Source organism: Maribacter confluentis (genome assembly GCF_030505015.1).
GTDB classification, from domain to species: domain Bacteria; phylum Bacteroidota; class Bacteroidia; order Flavobacteriales; family Flavobacteriaceae; genus Maribacter; species Maribacter sedimenticola.
In genome coordinates this window covers 222,444-242,427 of sequence record NZ_JAUKUC010000001.1, presented here as the reverse complement: position 1 = coordinate 242,427, position 19,984 = coordinate 222,444, and the positions used below count along the sequence as shown (strand labels likewise).

The 19,984-nt window shown below is 37.4% G+C and carries 22 protein-coding genes; 10 read left to right on the top strand and 12 right to left on the bottom strand.

Going from position 1 to position 19,984, the window contains the following annotated elements; genetic code table 11:
- Position 1: 1 nt before the first annotated feature.
- The 4 genes from Q2T41_RS01225 to Q2T41_RS01210 form a co-directional block, all read right to left on the bottom strand.
- Positions 2–445, bottom strand: a complete 444-nt coding sequence (locus tag Q2T41_RS01225) for a GNAT family N-acetyltransferase (protein WP_089260173.1) — start codon at positions 443–445, stop codon at positions 2–4.
- Between the two features lie 36 nt (positions 446–481).
- On the bottom strand, positions 482–1,102 hold the full coding sequence (locus Q2T41_RS01220; protein WP_304434432.1) for a tRNA (guanine-N1)-methyltransferase: 621 nt from the start codon (positions 1,100–1,102) through the stop codon (positions 482–484).
- A gap of 145 nt (positions 1,103–1,247) precedes the next feature.
- Positions 1,248–2,696, bottom strand: coding sequence for a glyceraldehyde-3-phosphate dehydrogenase (locus Q2T41_RS01215; protein WP_304434431.1), 1,449 nt, complete (start codon positions 2,694–2,696; stop codon positions 1,248–1,250).
- A 118-nt stretch (positions 2,697–2,814) separates the two neighbouring features.
- On the bottom strand, positions 2,815–4,206 hold the full coding sequence (locus tag Q2T41_RS01210) for a S1C family serine protease (protein ID WP_089260176.1): 1,392 nt from the start codon (positions 4,204–4,206) through the stop codon (positions 2,815–2,817).
- A gap of 127 nt (positions 4,207–4,333) precedes the next feature.
- On the opposite strand from Q2T41_RS01210, the gene dapF reads away from it, so the two are divergent.
- From dapF to Q2T41_RS01190, 4 genes are all read left to right on the top strand, one after another.
- On the top strand, positions 4,334–5,110 hold the full coding sequence (gene dapF, locus Q2T41_RS01205) for a diaminopimelate epimerase (RefSeq protein ID WP_304434427.1): 777 nt from the start codon (positions 4,334–4,336) through the stop codon (positions 5,108–5,110).
- On the top strand, positions 5,104–5,628 hold the full coding sequence (locus Q2T41_RS01200) for a GNAT family N-acetyltransferase (protein ID WP_304434425.1): 525 nt from the start codon (positions 5,104–5,106) through the stop codon (positions 5,626–5,628). Before dapF ends, Q2T41_RS01200 begins: the two co-directional genes overlap by 7 nt.
- Positions 5,628–6,671: an endolytic transglycosylase MltG gene (mltG, locus tag Q2T41_RS01195; protein WP_304434423.1), complete on the top strand. Its 1,044-nt coding sequence runs from the start codon at positions 5,628–5,630 to the stop codon at positions 6,669–6,671. The genes Q2T41_RS01200 and mltG overlap by 1 nt, the downstream gene beginning before the upstream one ends.
- A gap of 148 nt (positions 6,672–6,819) precedes the next feature.
- Complete coding sequence (locus tag Q2T41_RS01190; protein ID WP_304434421.1) at positions 6,820–7,449, top strand: hypothetical protein; 630 nt, start codon at positions 6,820–6,822, stop codon at positions 7,447–7,449.
- A 55-nt stretch (positions 7,450–7,504) separates the two neighbouring features.
- Here Q2T41_RS01190 and Q2T41_RS01185 read toward each other — a convergent pair whose 3' ends face one another.
- Genes Q2T41_RS01185 through dnaA form a run of 3 tightly spaced genes read right to left on the bottom strand, consistent with a single transcriptional unit; the run spans position 7,505 to position 10,118 of the window.
- The gene (locus tag Q2T41_RS01185) at positions 7,505–8,230 is read right to left on the bottom strand and encodes an SAM-dependent methyltransferase (RefSeq protein ID WP_304434419.1); all 726 of its coding nucleotides are present in this window, start codon (positions 8,228–8,230) and stop codon (positions 7,505–7,507) included.
- Between the two features lies 1 nt (position 8,231).
- Positions 8,232–8,681 (bottom strand): low molecular weight protein-tyrosine-phosphatase, encoded by a 450-nt coding sequence (locus Q2T41_RS01180; protein ID WP_304434417.1) that lies wholly within the window; start codon positions 8,679–8,681, stop codon positions 8,232–8,234.
- A 12-nt stretch (positions 8,682–8,693) separates the two neighbouring features.
- Positions 8,694–10,118: a chromosomal replication initiator protein DnaA gene (dnaA, locus tag Q2T41_RS01175; protein WP_089260596.1), complete on the bottom strand. Its 1,425-nt coding sequence runs from the start codon at positions 10,116–10,118 to the stop codon at positions 8,694–8,696.
- 201 nt (positions 10,119–10,319) lie between these two features.
- Between dnaA and Q2T41_RS01170 the strand changes: the two genes are divergently transcribed.
- Complete coding sequence (locus Q2T41_RS01170; RefSeq protein WP_304434415.1) at positions 10,320–10,718, top strand: acyl-CoA thioesterase; 399 nt, start codon at positions 10,320–10,322, stop codon at positions 10,716–10,718.
- Positions 10,719–10,721: 3 nt separating this feature from the next.
- Here the strand turns inward: Q2T41_RS01170 and Q2T41_RS01165 are convergent, their stop codons facing one another.
- Genes Q2T41_RS01165 through ribD form a run of 4 tightly spaced genes read right to left on the bottom strand, consistent with a single transcriptional unit; the run spans position 10,722 to position 13,851 of the window.
- Complete coding sequence (locus Q2T41_RS01165) at positions 10,722–11,324, bottom strand: IMPACT family protein (RefSeq protein ID WP_304434413.1); 603 nt, start codon at positions 11,322–11,324, stop codon at positions 10,722–10,724.
- Positions 11,325–11,339: 15 nt separating this feature from the next.
- Positions 11,340–12,224 (bottom strand): GRP family sugar transporter, encoded by an 885-nt coding sequence (locus Q2T41_RS01160; RefSeq protein WP_304434411.1) that lies wholly within the window; start codon positions 12,222–12,224, stop codon positions 11,340–11,342.
- On the bottom strand, positions 12,225–12,827 hold the full coding sequence (locus Q2T41_RS01155; protein ID WP_304434409.1) for an HAD family hydrolase: 603 nt from the start codon (positions 12,825–12,827) through the stop codon (positions 12,225–12,227).
- On the bottom strand, positions 12,805–13,851 hold the full coding sequence (ribD, locus tag Q2T41_RS01150; RefSeq protein ID WP_379921830.1) for a bifunctional diaminohydroxyphosphoribosylaminopyrimidine deaminase/5-amino-6-(5-phosphoribosylamino)uracil reductase RibD: 1,047 nt from the start codon (positions 13,849–13,851) through the stop codon (positions 12,805–12,807). Before ribD ends, Q2T41_RS01155 begins: the two co-directional genes overlap by 23 nt.
- Positions 13,852–14,003: 152 nt before the next feature.
- Here ribD and Q2T41_RS01145 point away from each other — a divergent pair, with 152 nt between their 5' ends.
- The 5 genes from Q2T41_RS01145 (at position 14,004) to Q2T41_RS01125 (ending at position 19,051) form a co-directional block, all read left to right on the top strand.
- Positions 14,004–14,489, top strand: coding sequence for a GNAT family N-acetyltransferase (locus tag Q2T41_RS01145; protein ID WP_304434406.1), 486 nt, complete (start codon positions 14,004–14,006; stop codon positions 14,487–14,489).
- Between the two features lie 2 nt (positions 14,490–14,491).
- The gene (gene prmC / locus Q2T41_RS01140; RefSeq protein ID WP_304434405.1) at positions 14,492–15,346 is read left to right on the top strand and encodes a peptide chain release factor N(5)-glutamine methyltransferase; all 855 of its coding nucleotides are present in this window, start codon (positions 14,492–14,494) and stop codon (positions 15,344–15,346) included.
- Positions 15,347–15,511: 165 nt separating this feature from the next.
- Positions 15,512–17,503, top strand: a complete 1,992-nt coding sequence (gene ligA, locus Q2T41_RS01135) for an NAD-dependent DNA ligase LigA (protein WP_304434403.1) — start codon at positions 15,512–15,514, stop codon at positions 17,501–17,503.
- A 7-nt stretch (positions 17,504–17,510) separates the two neighbouring features.
- Complete coding sequence (locus Q2T41_RS01130; protein ID WP_089260598.1) at positions 17,511–18,749, top strand: cation:proton antiporter; 1,239 nt, start codon at positions 17,511–17,513, stop codon at positions 18,747–18,749.
- Complete coding sequence (locus tag Q2T41_RS01125; protein ID WP_304434401.1) at positions 18,746–19,051, top strand: hypothetical protein; 306 nt, start codon at positions 18,746–18,748, stop codon at positions 19,049–19,051. The genes Q2T41_RS01130 and Q2T41_RS01125 overlap by 4 nt, the downstream gene beginning before the upstream one ends.
- A gap of 111 nt (positions 19,052–19,162) precedes the next feature.
- Here the strand turns inward: Q2T41_RS01125 and Q2T41_RS01120 are convergent, their stop codons facing one another.
- A complete protein-coding gene (locus Q2T41_RS01120) occupies positions 19,163–19,846 on the bottom strand; it encodes a hypothetical protein (RefSeq protein ID WP_304434399.1) in 684 nt (227 codons plus the stop codon).
- Positions 19,847–19,984 lie beyond the last annotated feature (138 nt).

Here is a 19,984-nt window from a genome sequence, read left to right as displayed (position 1 = left end):
ATTATTTAACCGACCAAAAGTAGTGAAAACAATGCGAATCTTTTTTCCAGCCTAATTTTTCATATAATTTCTGGGCAGGATTGTCTACGGCAGTTTCTAGGGCCAAACCTTTATAATTATGGGAAGTACAATACTCTTGGGCTTTTAGCAACAAATCTTTTCCAATGTTTTTATTGCGAAAAATAGGATCAACGTACAAGTCGTTCAAAATTAGGGAGGGTTCTAGACTTACAGATGAAAACGTAAAGTATAATTGTACAAATCCTACGGCCTTGCCATCTATATATGATGTGAAAATGATTGATTCTTGGTTTTTGATTCGCTCGTTCAAAAATAAAGTTGCGGCATGGATATTTGACTGCTGTCCGTAAAAAATACGGTAGCCGTCAAAGAGATGAACCATATCCCTGACCTGTGCTAAATCAACTTGTAAAATAGTATTCATGGTAAAAAAAAGCTCCTTGGTAAGGAGCTTGTGTATTTATTTCGTTTTTTTCTGTTTATTGATTTCATCTTGAAGCTGCCTACTGATCTTTTGCTCTCGTTCCAGTGCCCTTCTTCGATGATCTTCATATTCTACCTCAAGTTCGGATAAATTCTGTTTTGCCTCTTGAGTTAGGATGTTACTGTTTCTAAATTTATAAATAAATAAGCCCAGTAACAGGAACAACCCTCCAATAATGGTCCATAATATAAAATTGTAGGTTCCTTTTGATACCGGAATACCAATAAATGACATGCTATCCTTTTCTTCTGTTACCGCCACTAGGTTAGTAGTGGTTTCTTCCAACTTTTTATTCAAAGAACTAATGGTGGTCTCATGTTCGGATATTGTAGCCTTAAGTTCACTCGTTTTCTTGTTCATAGCAGCGATGGAATCCAATACGTTTTTACGTATCTTGAATAAGTTGGATTCCTTGACGACCTCGTACCTGACTCCATCTGCCCTGTAATTACCGGAGCGTTTGGATATATAGTCGAACTGATTGCTAATGGGTCCTTCATCTAAAGATAGTTTGTCATCTTCTTCAATTTCTTGTGCATATTGTAGGTTTGCAACAAGTAGGAATGCCAGAACTAATAGTATTCTATTGAATTTCATGTAATAGGTTCTTGTATTAAAAAAAAATGATTTAGAGTGGGCTAAAGTAATTTATTAAAGTCAATTTAGAAAAAAAAAAGGGCAAAGGTTATAAGCCTTTATTAATGTACGTAGCGTATTAAAAAAAAGATGTTTTTTCTTAAAATTAGTAATAGGTAAAGCGGCGCACTTTGGCAATATATTTAGCTAATCGTATGACTTGATGCGAGTAACCGTATTCATTATCATACCATATGTAAAGTACTATTTTTTTTCCTGTATCTGAAACTATGGTAGCGCAACTGTCATATATAGATGGAGCAGAAGTGCTAATGATGTCGCTAGATACAAGTTCTTTGTTGAGCGAATATTTTATCTGCTCTACCAAATCTCCTTCCAAAGCATATTTTTTGATCATGGTATTGATACCTTCCAAGGAGGTTTTTTGGTCAACTTCTATATTTAAAATGGCCAAGGAACCGTTTGGTACGGGCACTCTAATGGCATTTGAAGTCAGCTTGCCTTGAAGGGAGGGTAAAGCCTTGGCAACCGCCTCTCCGGCACCGGTCTCCGTAATTACCATGTTTAATGCTGCGGCCCTACCTCTACGATATTTACTGTGCATGTTATCCACCAAGTTCTGATCATTGGTATATGCATGAATGGTTTCCAAATGTCCATGCTTTATACCTAAGGTTTCTTCAATAACTTTTAGGATAGGACTGATTGCATTTGTGGTGCAGGATGCTGCTGAAAATAATTGGGCGCTATCAGGATCATATTCTAAATGATTGACACCATGTACAATATTGGCTATTCCTTTACCGGGAGCGGTAAGTAATACTTTTTCTGCTCCCTTGGCCTTTAAATGCCTTTCTAGCTGTTCCTTAGTTCTCAAGGCCCCTGTATTATCAATGATTAGGGCATTGGAGATTCCGTATGCTGTATAATCTATTTCTTCCGGTGCATTCGCATAGATTACATGGACCGTTGTGCCGTTAATGATTAATTTTTGGTTTTCATGATCGGTATTTACGGTACCGTTAAATATTCCGTGTACGGAATCGGTACGTAATAAACTGGCTCTTTTTTCAAGATTTTCGCTAGTATCCTTTCCTCTAACCACAATGGCCCTTAACCGCATTTGGTTTCCTTTACCGGTTTTGGACATCAATTCTCTGGCAACTAATCTGCCAATTCTGCCAAAACCATAAAGCACAACATCCTTTGGTTCTATAGTTTTGTAGTTCTGTGCGGTTTTTAATTTATCGAACACAAATTCCTTTACATTGTCAAATGTATTATCGTCAGAGTGAAATTCATAGGTTAGTTTACCAATGTCCAATTTGGCAGGAGGTAAAGGAATACTTGATATTGCGCGTAAAATTTCTACGGAATCAAAAATTGATATTGGTTTCTGGACAAACTCACCTGCATATTCATGCAAATGAATAATGTCACTTACATTTTTATCGATTACTTGGTTCTTGAACAGAACAATTTCTATCGATTTATCATACCATAGGTCACTTACAATTTTTATGAATTCTGTTGTCGCCTTTCTTCGATCGGCCTGAAAGGCCAATTCCTTCTCATACGTGGTGGTTGGAACCATAATCAGTTGATGGATTTTTTGTTGTTTTTTGCGAAATTATGAAAATTAAAAGCTTTTAATGTGAATTATTATTAAAAAAGCCTTCGTTATTGCGAAGGCTTTAATTTTTAGAAGTTTACTATTGGAAAATCAATCGATCTCGTTCACCATTGGATCCCAACATGGTAATGACCGTTTTATCATATTTTGAAATAGCGCCAAATGCATTGTATGCATCGTCAATATTCCCAATTTCTACCTCATCTACTTTTATGATTACTTTTTCGGACAAACCATATCCTCTATACCGTTCGGGCACACCAATAATCTTAACCCCGGTTTTGGTCCTATACACTTTCTTGTCATGTTCGGTCAGGTTTCTGACTTCAAGACCCATTTCTGGAACTACCAACTGTTGCCGTTCTTTTAGTGTTAGCGGCAATTCCATAAGTTCCTTATCCCTGTCGATAACAACATTTAAGGTGTCGCCAGGTCGTTTGGTAGAAAGATATCCGGTTAGGTCGGGATATTTGTGTACGGTAATTTCGTCCACTTTTTTAATAATATCCCCAATTTTCATACCTGCCTCTTCTGCAGCGGATTCAGGCTCTATACGTTCAATATATACACCATCTATATTATTGATTCCTTTTTCAATGGCATCACGTGTATTTACAGGAGCGGGACTAATACCCATAAATCCTTTTTGTACATTACCATATTCCAGGATATCCTGAACTACCTTTTTGGCAATATTACTGGGCACTGCAAAGGAATATCCTATATATGAACCAGTTTGGGATGATATTGCTGTATTGATGCCCACCAGGTCACCATTTGTATTTACCAATGCACCACCGGAATTTCCAGGGTTTACCGCGGCATCCGTTTGGATAAAGGATTGGTGCTTGCCCAAATTACGCGCTTTGGCACTAACGATACCTGCAGTTACCGTAGAGGTAAGGTTAAACGGATTGCCAACGGCAAGGACCCATTCCCCAATCTTAGTCTGGTCAGAGTCCGCAAATGCCAAATAAGGAAGTTTTTCCTTTGCATCTATTTTTAATAAGGCTATATCTGAATTGGGATCTGTTCCAATCAATTCCGCATCATAGGTTTTATTATTGTTCAAGGTAACCTGTAACTGATTTGCTTTGGAAATGACATGATTGTTTGTAACTATATATCCGTCAGATGAAATAATGACTCCTGATCCCGTTCCAATTTGGGGAACGGTACTACCGCCATGCCCATAGAAAATATCAAATATGGTGGTGGGGCTTTTCCTGAGGGTAATATTGGCCACGTGAACTACAGCGTTGACCGTATTTTCTGCAGCTGTGGTAAAATCCACTTCATTTATACCCGCTCCTTTTGCGGAAGTGGGTGTATAGCTCGTATTGACAAAACCATTCTCACTAGTTTGGGTAATAATGGTAAAGTTTTCTTTCTCGATGAAAAATTTATATCCCACTAAGGTAATTGCACCTGCAAAAACTGCTACAAGAAGAAGACTAGCTATTTTTTTCATAATCTATTTAAATTTAGCAAACTACCTGTAAAATTACTGGTTTTTATGAGTATTTATAAGCGTTTAACTACTTTTTAACTACTCTTTGCAACTTAATTATGTGGTATATTTGTCACTTTAAAATAATATGAAAAATACATTTTATAAATATCAGGGTACAGGGAACGATTTTGTCATGATCGATAACCGAAACGGGGACTTTTTCCATACGGATAACACCTTGGTCGCGCATTTATGTGATCGACGGTTTGGAATAGGTGCAGATGGCCTCATTTTATTGGAAAATGATGATGACACAGATTTTAGGATGGTATATTTTAATGCGGATGGTAATGAAAGTACCATGTGCGGTAACGGCGGAAGATGTATTGTGGCTTTTGCCCATTTTTTAGGTATAGTTGATGATGAAATGGAGTTTATGGCCATAGATGGGCCCCATAAGGCACTAATACAGGGGGGCATGGTAAGTTTAAAAATGCAGGATGTTAGTGAAATAAAGGAAAAGTCCAACGCCTTATTTATGAATACAGGCTCGCCACACCATGTGCAAATGGTGGAAGGTCTAAAGCAATATGATGTAAAAAAAGAAGGAGCTCGTTTACGGTACGGGGTGTATGGAGAGAAAGGAAGTAATATTAATTTTGTTGAAGCAAATACAACGAACGGATTTAATATACGCACTTATGAACGTGGTGTAGAAGATGAGACACTATCTTGTGGTACCGGGGTTACTGCGGTAGCCTTGGCAATGCACCATTTAGGAAAGACTAGTACCAACCAAATTGCGATAAATGCATTGGGCGGTAATTTATATGTTGATTTTAAATATAATAATGGCTCTTACACTGATATTTATTTAAAAGGAGCGGCTAAACAAGTATTTAAAGGCGAAATGGAGTGGTAACATTAAAAGGAAATATTGTGTATTTAAGGGCCTTGGAACAAAAGGACCTGAATTTCCTATATGAATTGGAAAACAATACCTTGGTCTGGGAAATAAGTGGCACGGTTACACCTTATTCCAAAGATGTGCTACAGCTGTATTTGGACAATGCCCATAGGGATATTTATGATGTAAAACAATTGCGTTTGGTAATCAGCAATCTTGAACATAAGACAATTGGATTGATCGATCTATTTGATTTTGACCCCAACCATAAGCGGGCAGGTCTCGGAATAGTTATTCATGATGAGGCACTGCGTAATAAAGGTGTTGGGGCAGAAGCCATAAGTTTATTGTGTAATTATGTGTTTCAGGTGTTGGGTTTACGGCAGGTATATGCCAATATATTGGAAGATAATATGGCAAGTATGCATTTGTTCCAAAAATTAGGATTCATTCCCGTAGGTGTAAAAAAAGATTGGGTACGTGTGGGGAGTACATACAAGAATGAAATTTTATTGCAAAAATTGAATACGTAATGAACATTAAGCGAATTATTTTAGGGGTAGCAGTATTGGGATTAATTGGTGGAGCAATATTTGCCTATATTCTTTATAGTACTTTTTTTACGCCCAATACCAGTTTTGAAACGAAAGAAGCTTATGTGTACATTCCTACCGATTCTTCAATAGATTTATTGAAAGAACAATTGACACCTTATATAGACAATTGGGAATCATTTAAATCTGCAGCGGACAAGAAAGGATATCTACAGAATATTAAAGCGGGTAAATACAGGCTTAAAAAGGGCATGAATAATAATGAGCTGGTAAACTCCCTAAGAAGCGGCAACTTACCGGTGAAGGTTTCATTTAATAATCAAGAGACCCTACAGGATTTGGCAGGTAGGATAGCGGCACAGATAGAGGCGGATAGTATGGCATTGTTGGCAGCATTTGAGGATAAAGCTTTTTTAGATGAAAATGGTTTTAATGATGCCAATAAATTAGCGGTATATATTCCAAACAGTTATGAATTTTTCTGGAATACATCTGCTACAAGATTTAGGGATAGAATGCTGAAGGAATATCAACGTTTTTGGACCAAGGAACGTAAGGATAAGGCAAATGCTTTGGGGTTATCTCCAAACGAAGTTATGGCATTGGCTTCCATAGTACATAAGGAAACTGCAAAAGTAGATGAGCGGCCACGGGTTGCGGGAGTTTACTTGAACAGAATAAGAAAAAATATGTTGTTACAAGCAGATCCAACCGTAATCTATGCCATAAAAAAAGAAACGGGAAATTTTGATACGGTTATTAAACGTGTGCTATATAAAGACCTGGAATTGGATTCTCCATATAATACCTACAAGTATTTAGGTTTGCCTCCTGGACCAATTGCCATGCCGGACATTACTGCAGTGGATGCTGTTTTAAATTCGGAAAAACACAATTATTATTACTTTGTAGCCAATGTTGAAAAATTTGGGTATCATATGTTCGCGGAAAGTTTGGCGCAACATAACCGAAATAAAGCACAATACATCCGGTGGATAAACTCCCGTAAAATCAAAAGATAGGTAAATTACCTGAATTTTAGCACTTGTTAACTAAATCTTGATAGTTTTAACAGAACCTTCTCATTCTACATAAATTTCCATTCTACCTTTGTCTTTGAAATTTAAGCAGGCAAATAGTAGTCGCCGTAGGTCTTAAGAAATAGATACTATGAAAAGATGGATATTGATAAGTTGTCCTCTTGTTATGATGTTTATTTTATCTGGTTACGGGTTTAAAACATTAAAGGTTAGTGTTCCGGATCAGCTTAAAATGAAAGAACCTACTTTAGTTTCGTTTCCTCAGGACGAAACATCTTTACCCGGTTATAAAATTAGACCTCCCTATATTGGCAGTCAGTTTATAGGATTTAAGGAAGCCTTGGCCTTTAAAGAATCTCAAGGAAATTATTTTGTTACCAATACTTACGGATATTTAGGAAAATATCAATTTGGTTTAGGGACATTGGCACTTGTAGGCATCTATGACGGCAATCATTTTTTACGCAATCCGGAATTGCAGGAACGTGCGTTCTATGTTAATATTTCACGTAATAAGTGGATTTTACGTAAAGATATAAAGCGTTTTGTAGGAATGAAAATGCGGGGAATTGAGATTACGGAATCCGGAATATTGGCCGCTGCGCATCTAGCGGGTCCAGGAAATGTAAAGATCTTCTTAAGGTCACAAGGAAGAATGGACATAAAGGACGGATATGGTACAAGTATATCTAATTATATGAAAAAGTTTTCAGGTTATGATATTTCTATAGTTTCACCAAAAAGAAACCCTAGAATTTAAAAGTTTAAGTAGATATGAAAATGGGAAACCTTGGCATTGTTTTGTCAAGGTTTTTTTATGCTTGAATAATAAAGATTGCAGGTCGTTTATGTAAATCTACATGTTCCCTTTTCCAATTTATAGCCGTTTTGGTTTTAATATATTCCGTAGGCAAAGTAATATCTGCGGCAACGCAAATTCTTGTACTTGGGGCCAATGTCTTAATCAGTTCTTCTAACATTTTATTATTGCGGTAGGGCGTTTCAATAAATATTTGCGATTGATTTTCCTCCTTGCTTTTTCGTTCCAAGGTTTTAATATGTTTTTTGCGTTCGGCTCCATCAATGGGTAAATAGCCGTTAAAGGCGAAATTTTGGCCGTTCATGCCACTTGCCATTAATGCCAATAATATGGATGAAGGGCCTACCAAGGGTACTACCTGTAGATTTTTTTCATGTGCGATTTTGACTACCGCTGCACCCGGGTCTGCAATACCGGGGCAACCGGCCTCTGAAAGGATACCAATATCAAAACCTTCTAAACAGGGGTTTAGGAATGTAGGTATTTCTTGTTGTTCAGTAAACTTGTTTAATAAGGATAATTTAAGTGATGGCTGGGATTTTCTTGGACTTATCTTTTTAATAAAATGGCGAGCGGTTTTTTCGTTTTCTACAATATAATGATCTAACCGCTCTATTGTTTGCTTTATGGAAATTGGTAACACCTCTAAAGGGGCCATATCTCCTAAGGTAGATGGAATCAAATAAACACTTCCAGATTTTTCGCTGTGCTGTGTACTCATATTATTTATTTATTTTGGCGGCTATTATTTCACAAGCTTCATCGATCATCTGAAATACGTTCTCAAATCCATCGTTGGAATCATAGTAAGGATCCGGAACTTCACGGTCCGTAGCATCTATTTCGTTTAAAATTAACCTTACTTTTGAGCTATCCTCTGTATTACGGGCCTGGGCAATAATAGTTCTATAATTACTTTTGTCCATAGCGTAGATTAAATCAAAACGGTCAAAATCTGAAATAGAAAACTTTCGGCATCGTTGCTTGCTGATATCTATTCCGTGGTCAAAAGCTATTTTTATTGATCTTGGGTCTGGTGGGTTGCCTATATGGTAACCGGCAGTACCTGCAGAATCTACTTTTATTTGGGAGTTCGCTACTTTATTTTGGAGTATACCTTCCGCCAATGGGGACCTACAGATATTTCCTAGGCAAACCATCAACACATTCATGGGGCAGGGGTATTATGAGAATTTTTTGGTAAGGTCGTCAATGTACTTCCTAAACTGTTTATCTGTTTCCGCAAGATTGTCCACTGTTTTGCATGCATGCAAAACGGTTGCATGGTCTCTTTTGCCAATTTGCGATCCAATACTTGCCAATGAGGCCTTGGTGAATTTTTTTGCAAAGAACATGGCTAATTGTCTTGCTTGTACAATATGCCTCTTTCTCGTTTTGGATTGAAGCGTAGCAACATCCATCTCAAAATAATCGGAGACTACTTTCTGGATGTAATCAATAGATACTTCTCGTTTGGTGTTCTTCACGAATTTCTCTACGACTTGCTGCGCAAGTTCTATTGTTACTTCCCGTTTGTTCAGGGTAGACTGTGCAATCAATGAAATTATTGCGCCTTCTAATTCCCTGATATTTGTTTTGATATGTTTGGCAACATAATCAATAATATCTTCTGGAATTTCAACCCCGTCTCTATATAATTTATTCTTAAGGATAGAAATTCTTGTCTCATAATCCGGACTTTGCAATTCTGCAGATAGGCCCCACTTAAATCTTGAAAGCAATCGTTGTTCAATATCCTGCATGTCTACAGGAGCTTTGTCAGAAGTAAGGATTACCTGTTTGCCGTTTTGGTGCAAATGGTTGAATATATGGAAAAATACATCTTGGGTACCGGATTTTCCAGATAGGAACTGTACGTCATCAATGATCAGTACATCTATTAACTGATAGAAATGGATAAAATCATTTCTAGTATTTTTCTTAACAGATTCTATATACTGTTGTGTAAATTTCTCAGCAGAAATATATAGCACAGTACGTTCTGGATATTTATCCTTTATTTCAACTCCTATGGCATGGGCCAAATGTGTTTTGCCTAGACCAACGCCACCAAAGACCAATAACGGATTAAAGGATGTTCCGCCAGGTTTGTTGGCTACTGCCATACCCGCCGATCTTGCCAATCTGTTGGAATCCCCTTCCAGGAAATTATCAAAATTATAATTTGGGTTTAACTGGGATTCTATCTTTATGTTACGTATACCTGGTATTACGAACGGATTGCGTAATTCTGGGTTTTTAGACTTAATGGGTACATCCATTTCTTGGGCGGCCATTGCTCCCCTGTTGGAACTTGGAATCTTTTCTGTGAAAGGTTCTTTGTTACCATAGGTATTCTCCATGCGTATAATGTAGACCAACTTTGCGGTTTCTCCCAATTCCTTGGTCAGTGCAACTTTTAAAAGTTTCACATAATGTTCTTCCAGCCACTCATAAAAGAATTTGCTGGGAACTTGTATACTTAATGCATTTTCGGTTAACTTAATTGGTTTAATGGGTTCAAACCAAGTTTTGAATGCCTGCGGTTGGATATTATCCTTAATAAACACCAAACAGTTTTTCCATACGGAATTAGCAGTAACACTCATAATAAAATCTTCACTTTTTAAGGTTAGCATTTAGCTAAAGGCGATTGAAAAATTCAATCAATGTTCTCATTCAACTTGGGCAAATATGTGAACAATTTATTTAAAAAAAAAATTGATTATCATTGAATATGACCTTTTTTTTTCTCATGTTCGTCAACCCATAGGGGGAGCTTTTAAATATATACTTTTTACTCCGAATAAATGCGATCAAATCAAATTTCTTTTAGAATAAGATACAGTGAAACCGACCAAATGGGCGTTGTCTATCATGGTAACTACGCTCAATATTTAGAGATGGCAAGGGTAGAGTGGTTAAGGGTGTTGGGTATTTCCTACAAAAAAATGGAAGAGGATGGAATTATGCTTCCTGTTATTAGTTTATCAATCAATTACTTGAAGCCTGCATTGTACGATGATTTGATTACCGTTAAGGTAATATTGAACAAAAAACCCGTGGTTAGAATAGAATTTGATTATGAAATAACCAATGAGGCGGGTGAGCTATTGGCCACGGCAAATACTGTTCTGGTATTTATGGATATAAAGAGAAAAAGACCTACTAGGTGTCCTGATTTTTTGTTAAAAAAATTGAACTACTGATTTCTATTGGTCAGTTTTGATTTTTAGTTTGTGTTGTGTCTTAAAAAGATTCAGTGTCCGTCTAAAATCACTTTTCTTAACAGCTATCACCATTGAACATTTTAAATGTAGGTCTTGGGATATAATTTCCAGTTGATGTTTTTTGATCATACGCATGACCACATCCATTTCAGCATACTCAAATTCAATTTTAAATTGTTGTTTTATAATCTTGGTAATGATTTGTGCTTGTTCCAATGCTATCTTGGCAGTTTCCTTGTAAGCTGTAATTAATCCGCCTACGCCAAGTTTTGTACCTCCAAAAATGCGGACGACGGCTACAAGGGTGTTGGTAACATCATACGATTGTAGCTGTCCATAAATTGGCATACCTGCAGAATTATTGGGTTCGCCGTCATCATTGGCTCGGTAAGTTTTTTTAGTCGTACCAATTTGCCATGCATAACAAACATGGTTGGCCGTAGGATATTCATTTTTTAAGGAAGCTATATATTGCTTTATCTGTTCTTCATCGTTCACCGGAAAACAATACCCAAAGAATTTACTTTTCCGTTCTTTGAAAAGGATAGGTGAAGTAGGTTTCAGAATAGTACGATAGGAATCCATTTGAATTTGAAATGTTTATATGAGCATTGTTAGATGTTGTCCAAAAGCGACCATAATAATACTGCATACGGCTAAAACAATGCCTAACCAATTTTTAGGGGTAAGTCTTTCTTTGAACAATATAATTCCTAAAAGGGTGGAAAACATGACTATGGCCACATTATTGATCGTAAATACCGATGCGCTGTTCCAAGTGGGGTGCTGTAAAGCCTTTAGTAAATAAAAAATTGAAAAATAGTTGGGTATTCCCAAGCAAATACCGCCAATGATATTTTTAAAATTAAATTTTAAAGGTACTTTGGTAGAATTTAAACAGATGTAAAAAAGTCCTATAACCCCTGCCGAACTAAATACCGTAGCGGAAAATAGGGCATATTCTTCCTCTGGCATATGGGCGTCTTGAACGTATTTGATACTGGTGTCTATAACTCCTGAGCCCAGAAATACAAGTACGGGTAGGGCAAATGCCCATTTATTGGCCTTTATTTTTTGTTCCTTTAAGGAGGCAAAATACACGGCCAATAGCGCAAGGATAATACCTATGATTTCTAGTATGCCAAGAATTTCCTTGTAGAAAAATACACCAAAAAGAACCGGTATGGTCAAAGACATTTTGGTTGCTACAGATGCTACGGATACACCAAGTTTTTGGGAAGTAGCCGCCATTAAATTAAATATAAGTATGAATAACAGACCTAATGATAGGCTGCCCCAGAACCAACTTTTTTGTGGCACGTCTACCAAGGTAATGGGACCTGAATAATTAAAAAGTCCAACACTACAGGCTACAAAATAATTTACAATAATTGCAAAAAGAGTCTGTACACCATATTTGGCATATAATTTAAAAACAACAAAAATTAGGCTAGAGAAGAGAATGCTTAACGCTAGGTATAACATTTACAGATGCCTTGAAATTTCTTGGATATCCTCTTTGCCTACTTGTAAATTCCAACATTGCATACCCAATTTGGCGGCGCTATCCGTATTTTCTTTGGTGTCGTCCACAAAAAAAGTTTCATTGGCAACCAATGCATTTTTTTGTAATACATATTCAAAAATATCCGCATTTGGTTTGCGCATCTTAATTTCTTGGGAAAGGTAGAATGCTTCAAAGCATATTTTGAACCTTTGAAAACGTTCCATCCCCATTGATGCTATTACTTTTTCTATGTGAAGGTCGTTGGTGTTGCTTAAAAGAAACAATCTATACTTGTTTTCTTGCCGTAAAAGTTCAATAAATTGTAAACGCTCCTCTGGAAAATCCAAGATGATAGAATTCCAAGCCGCTTTTATTTGCTGAATGCTGGCCGTAGTAAAGACCGATTGTAGTCGATGTAGGAATTCTTCGGAACCCATAAGTCCCATTTCGTATTCCTTGAAAAGGGAATCTAGTTCTGGAGTCAGTTCGGTAAATCCAAATTTAGCCATTTCCAATAAGGGCGCTTCTTTATTTAAGTTAATAAAGATATCGCCAAAGTCAAATATAATGTTCTTGATCATTATGTAATACGGTTAATTGGTCGTTTAAAATTTGAGAGTGTTGTGTTATATAACCTTTGATCCTTGGAGCGGACAAGCCAGTGCCAAAACGGTTGGTTCCCTTAAATATTCTGGCTTCATCCCAAATATTTGCATCTATAAAACTTTGCAAGGTGTGCAAACCACCTTCAATAATGATGCTTTGAATATTTTCTTCGTACAGGATTTTACATAGTTGCTGTGCCAAATTAGCTTCAAAATCGACGATTTTATACCTTGCGTTGGAGTTGTATTGTTTGCTGTCTACAACTTGGGTACAAATTAAGGTTTGCTGTTTTCCATTAAAGATATGATAGGTTGAAGGTATTTTTAGTTCGCGATCAAGTACAATGCGTAGAGGGTTCTTTCCGGTCCAATTCCTAACATTTAGTTGCGGATTATCGGCCATTACAGTATTGGTGCCTACAAGAATACCAGGTTCCTCACTTCGCCATTTGTGCACTAATTGTCTTGATCGGGTATTGGTAATCCAAAATGGTTCTTTTTTATCACCACGTAGTAACGTGTCTGGTGCTATATAACCATCTATGGTCTCCGCCCATTTTAAGATGATATAAGGCCTTTTCTTATTACAATTGGTCAAAAAACGTGCATGATGATCTTTACATTCTTGTTCCAGAATACCCACTTTTACGATACATCCTGCATTTTTAAGTTTTTTAATACCATTCCCTGCAACCTTTTCATGAGGGTCCTTTAAACCTATAACCACTTTGGGTATGCCCATTTGTATGATCAGGTCCGCACAGGGCGGTGTTTTGCCAAAATGGGAGCACGGTTCTAAGGTCACATAAATTGTCGCATCTTTTAATAGGGATTTATCGCTTACGGAATGTATGGCGTTTACTTCTGCATGGTTTCCTCCAAATGCACTGGTAAACCCTTCTCCAATAATCTTTCCGTTGTGGACAATGACTGCACCTACCATAGGGTTGGGAGCAGTAGAGCCAAGGCCGTACTTCGCGATTTCTATGCACCGTAGCATGTATATTTCATCATTAGTAAGTAAATCTACAGATGGCGGTACTTTTTTATTTGGCTGAGGATTATTAATGGACATCAAACTTTACCTTTTTACACATATCACGTATCTTCACAGATCAAAAATAGTACTTTAAAACCTATTGTCTTTTTGCCATGGAAAATGTTGTGATCAGGGAAATCAAAAAAGAGGATAATGTCCAAGTAGCCAAGGTGATAAGGCAAGTGCTGATAGATTTGGGGGTTCCAAAGGTAGGTACCGCATATGAAGACCCATCTTTAGATAACATGTACCAGCATTATGATATGCCTAGGGCTACCTACTTTGTTGTGGAACATGAAGGAACAATTTTAGGTTGTGCAGGGATAGCCCAATTGGATAATTACAAGGGTAATGTTTGTGAACTTCAAAAAATGTATTTCCTGGAATCGGCAAGGGGTAAGGGAATTGGCCATAATATGATACGGGCGTGTTTGGAACGTGCAAAGGAATATGGTTTTGAATCTTGTTATCTGGAAACCATGCCTTACATGAAGGCGGCCCAGAAACTATATAAGAAAATGGGGTTTGAATATATAGACGCTAGAATGGGAGATACAGGCCATTATTCCTGTCCTGTGTTCATGCTTAAAATATTATAGTTGTGTTACTACGGGAAATAAGGAACATATTTCATTCAGAGCTCGATACGCTCTACTCCAAAGATGAAGTTACCAGCTTTTTTTATATACTTACTGCGCATTATTTTAAATTGGAACGTTTTGCTCTGGTATTTGAACCTAACTTGGTTATTGATAAAGATCAGGAAACGATATTGTTCAATGCCTTGTCTCAGTTAAAGAAGGAAAAACCTATTCAATATATTACCGGTATTGCCCATTTTATGGATATGGATTTTAAAGTCAACGAACATGTTTTGATACCTAGGCCCGAGACCGAGGAATTGGTAAGGTGGATTTTGGAAGATAAAGCAGGTGTAGATACCAAAATACATATCTTGGATATGGGTACCGGTAGTGGGTGCATTCCAATTTCCTTGGCTAAAAATTTACCTAATGCTCACGTAAAGGCCTTGGATATATCTCCAAAGGCTTTATTGGTTGCCAAAGAAAATGCTGCTGTACAGGGGGTTAAGATAGATTTTCAACTTGCGGATATTTTTGACTACCATACGGATAATGTACAGCGTTTTGATATAATCGTATCCAATCCGCCCTATGTAAGGGAACAGGAGAAATCTAATATGCAAAAAAATGTCTTATGCAATGAGCCTGGTTTGGCCCTTTTTGTTCCTGATGATGATGCATTAAAATATTATAGGGCCATTGTGCATTTTGCAACAAGGAATTTAAATCAAAATGGTAGCTTATATTTGGAAATCAATCAGTATTTAGGTGAAGAAACCAAACAATTGTTGGTCCAAAACAAGTTTAAGAATGTGGAGTTACGAAAGGATCTTTATGGCAATCACAGAATGTTAAAGGGAATAAAAAAATAAAAAGTATTATGGTATTTGGCGATAGTTATAAGGATTATGGTAGAATAGAGAAGATTCAAAGATCAATCAGGTAACTGTCAATGTGGAGCGTTTACTGTAAATAATGAACGGTTAGCCACCTGTACCTACCCAATATAGGATGAATAAAGAGCAGCTATAAATTAAATGGAAGCGAGAATATTAGAATTACGAAAAGAACTACGGGAGCATAATTATAATTATTATGTATTAGACAATCCTACCATATCTGATTTTGAATTTGATATGAAACTTAAGGAGTTGCAGGAGCTAGAGGCAAAGCATCCAGAATACTATGATCCCAGCTCACCTTCGTTAAGGGTAGGCGGTATGATCACCAAGAATTTTGAGACCGTGGTACACGAACACCGTATGTATTCCTTGGACAATTCTTATTCCAAAGAGGATTTGGAGGATTGGGAAAAAAGAATACAACGCAATTTAGGGGATGTGACGGTAGCATTTACGTGTGAGCTAAAATATGATGGGGCGTCAATAAGTATCACCTATGAAAATGGCAAGTTGGTAAAGGCCGTAACTCGCGGTGATGGTATTCAGGGAGATGATGTCACCAATAATATCAAGACCATAAAATCCGTACCCTTACAATTAAAAGGCGATTATCCTGAAAAATTTGATATTAGGGGGGAAATTGTATTGCCTTTTGATGGTTTTCTGAAAATGAATGAAGAACGTATTGCCAAAGGCGAGGAGCCTTATATGAATCCTAGAAATACCGCATCCGGCAGCCTTAAACTTCAGGATAGTAGCATTGTGGCCCAAAGACCATTGGACTGTTTGTTATATAGTATAGTAGGAAAGGATTTAAATTTTGAAACCCAGTTCCAAATGTTGGAAAAGGCCAGGGAATGGGGTTTTAAGGTTCCTACGGTAGCCAAGCTTTGTAAGACTACCACTGAGGTCATGGCATTTATAGAGGAGTGGGATGTTAAGCGTCATGAACTGCCCTATGAAACTGACGGAGTGGTCATTAAGGTTAATAGTCTGCAGTATCAAGAGGAACTAGGGTATACCGCAAAAGCACCAAGGTGGGCCATGGCCTATAAATTTAAGGCGGAACAAGTATTCACCGTTTTAAATGAAATTACGTATCAAGTAGGGCGTACGGGTGCTATAACGCCGGTAGCCAATTTAGAACCTGTGCTGTTGGCAGGAACTACCGTTAAAAGGGCTTCGTTGCACAATGCGGACCAGATAGAGAAATTGGATATTCGTGTGGGCGATACGGTCTTTGTTGAAAAAGGTGGGGAAATCATCCCTAAGATTATAGCGGTAGATTTTACAAAAAGGCCTGCGGATTCTAAACCTACGGAGTATATCCATGAATGTCCTGAATGCGGAACACCATTGACCCGTACAGCCGGTGATGCCAAGCACTATTGTCCAAACGAGTATGGATGTCCGCCCCAAATTACGGGTCGTATTCAGCATTTTATTTCAAGAAAGGCCATGGATATAGAAGGTTTGGGAGGAGAAACGGTAGAGCTATTGTTTAAGGAAGGACTTATCAATGATTATGCAGATTTATATCAATTGACCAAGGAGGATATTTTGCCCTTGGAACGTATGGCAGAAAAATCAGCGGAGAATTTAATAAAAGGTGTGGCAGAATCCGTAAAAGTACCTTTTGAGCGGGTGTTGTTTGCCTTGGGTATTCGCTATGTAGGTGAAACCGTAGCCAAGAAGTTGGCAAAGGCCTATAAACATATTGATGCGCTCAAGGAAGCGCCTTTGGAACATCTGACGGCAGTAGATGAAATAGGGGAGCGCATTGCACAAAGTGTTATCCAGTTTTTTGCCAATGAAAAGAATTTAGATGCCATAGAACGTTTAAGGCGCTATGGTGTGCAAATGTCCATTTCTGCGGAAAAGTTACAAAACCAGACAAATATATTGCAAGGCAATACCTTTGTAGTTTCCGGTGTATTTGAACAATTGGGTAGGAACGAACTAAAGAAAAAAATTGAGGATAACGGTGGTAAAGTGGGCTCATCCATTTCCTCAAAAACTACCTACTTGGTGGCCGGAGATAAAATGGGACCGAGCAAAAGAGTTAAAGCGGAAAAATTGGGAGTACCCATAATTACTGAACAGGAATTTTTAAACATGTTGACCTAAAATGAATATGGATATTTTTACGATAACTTCAGTACTGGTATTTTTATCGGCCATTTTTGGCTATATCAATGCCCGTTTTTTAAAATTGCCAAACAGCATTGGCTTAATGTTAATAACCATTGTATTTACTTTAGTGGTATTTGCTATTGGCTATGTAGATGATACGTTGATAAACGCGGAAAGATATATCATTACACAGATAGATTTCAAATCTGTTTTGTTGGATATCATGTTGAGTTTTCTACTTTTTGCAGGAGCATTGCATACCAATTTTGAACAGTTAAGGGTACAACGTTGGCCTATATTGGTATTCTCTACCTTAGGCGTTCTGGTGTCAACGTTTTTAGTAGGCACCAGTGTCTATTATCTACTTCAAATATTGGGTATGGATATTGCCTTTATCTATTGTTTATTGTTCGGTTCATTGATATCGCCTACGGATCCCATTGCCGTATTGGGCATATTAAAAAAAGCAGGAGCCCCTAAGCAGTTGGAAACTAAAATCGTTGGGGAGTCATTGTTCAATGATGGAGTTGGGGTAGTGGTATTCTTAACTATTTTTCAATTGGCATCCTCTACGGAGGTAGCGGTCTCCCCATTGGAAATTTTAGAGCTTTTTGGTGTTGAGGTCATTGGTGGTCTGGCACTGGGCCTTGCCTTGGGTTGGGGCACCTATAAGTTAATGAGGTCCATAGATGATTATGACATTGAAGTTATTATCACCTTGGCTACGGTCATGGTTGGAACCCTAATTGCACAAAAATTTCATTTATCGGCCCCTTTGGCCATGGTGGCGGCAGGTTTGGTGGTCGGTAACGATACGGTACGTAATTCTGCCATGTCGGCAACAACCGAGACTTACGTGGATAAATTTTGGGAACTGTTGGATATTTTATTGAACACATTATTGTTTGTATTGATAGGTATGGAAATGCTGGTACTATCTTTTAAAACGGATTACATAATTGCCGGTCTAATGGCCATACCTTTAGTATTGCTATGTAGGTACTTATCATTGTTGCTCCCCATTAAATTTTTTGAGAAAAGGTTGGATTTTGTTCCCAAAACCAATTTGGTCATGACTTGGGGCGGGTTAAGGGGAGGAATATCCATTGCGTTGGCCTTAGGACTTACAGAAGCCATGCATAGGGATGTTTTTTTGGTTATTACCTATATAGTAGTTGTCTTTTCAATTATAGGGCAGGGATTAACGGTAGGTAAATTGGTAAAAAGGGTAACAACATGATGCCACAAAACTATTCGGAATTTAATTCCACTTTACAACTTTCCGATCCACCAAAGGACTGGCCCGATGCATTAAAGGCAATGTGGTATGATGCTCAGAAAAATTGGGAGGCCGCACATGATATTGCACAGGAACTTCATAGTAAATTGGGTAGTTGGATGCATGCATACTTACATAGAAAAGAGGGAGACCGATTTAACGCAGGTTATTGGTATCGATTGGCTGGTAGGACCTATCCGGATATTTCTTTGGATGTTGAATTACAAAAAATTGTTGAGTTTATTTTAGAGGGTAACGGCTAGTTGATTTGGGAATATGGATTTTTGCATTATATAATTACGATTTTTAGAACTGTGTTATATGCTATTTCAAAAGCTTAAGATTAAAGTAAATGCTTATGGATGGCCACTCTATTAATGCCTTGATACTAGGTTTTCTGGATAAACCAGCCCACATGGTATTTCTGTATAATTGACCTTGTACCAAGCCTTATTATCCTTAAAGATGAAACCCGCACGCACTTTATCGTTCAATCCTTTTCTAAAGAGTGTAATCACATAAAATATTTTGGTTTCCTTAGGTGGTATGGTCAATTTTAATGACGTTCGTTTTTGGAGCGAATTTTCTAGGGCAGCTTCTAAATCTGTAAGGCCATAGTTAAATAACGGTACCTTATCAATACGCATTGTAGCATTTGGCAGTAGTACGTTTAGGGTATTGTCGAAAGATGTTCCCTGCGGAATGGAAGTTTTGGGCATTTTAAGTGATAGTTCAAAAGGTGCTTCTGTAGTATTGATGATACGTGACCAAAAAATAGCGTAGACAAATTTTTGTCCATTGGAAAAAGTATGGGTATGGCCACCTTTTGGCAAACTATTTTGTACAATAATTTGTTTTCCCTTTGTATTGGTGTATAGATATGTAGTATCTATCCATGCGGCAATGGAATCTAATTGTATTTTTTGGTTTTCATTAGATGCTGTAGAAGTCAACGTCGTATTTGCTAACGATTTAGGGGTGAACTCATTTTTATGTTCCTGTTTGCAGGATAATAATAGTACAGTAGTCAATAATGTTATGAGTAGCCGTTTTATCATTGTTATAGTGATTGCTCTGCTGTTTAATTAATTGGTTTTATATTGGTAGTTGTTGATAACGAAGATCGTTTTTTTTCCAAAGAATACTACGAGTAATTATAAAGCTTTTGTAAGAACATCTTAACATAAGTTGTTTAT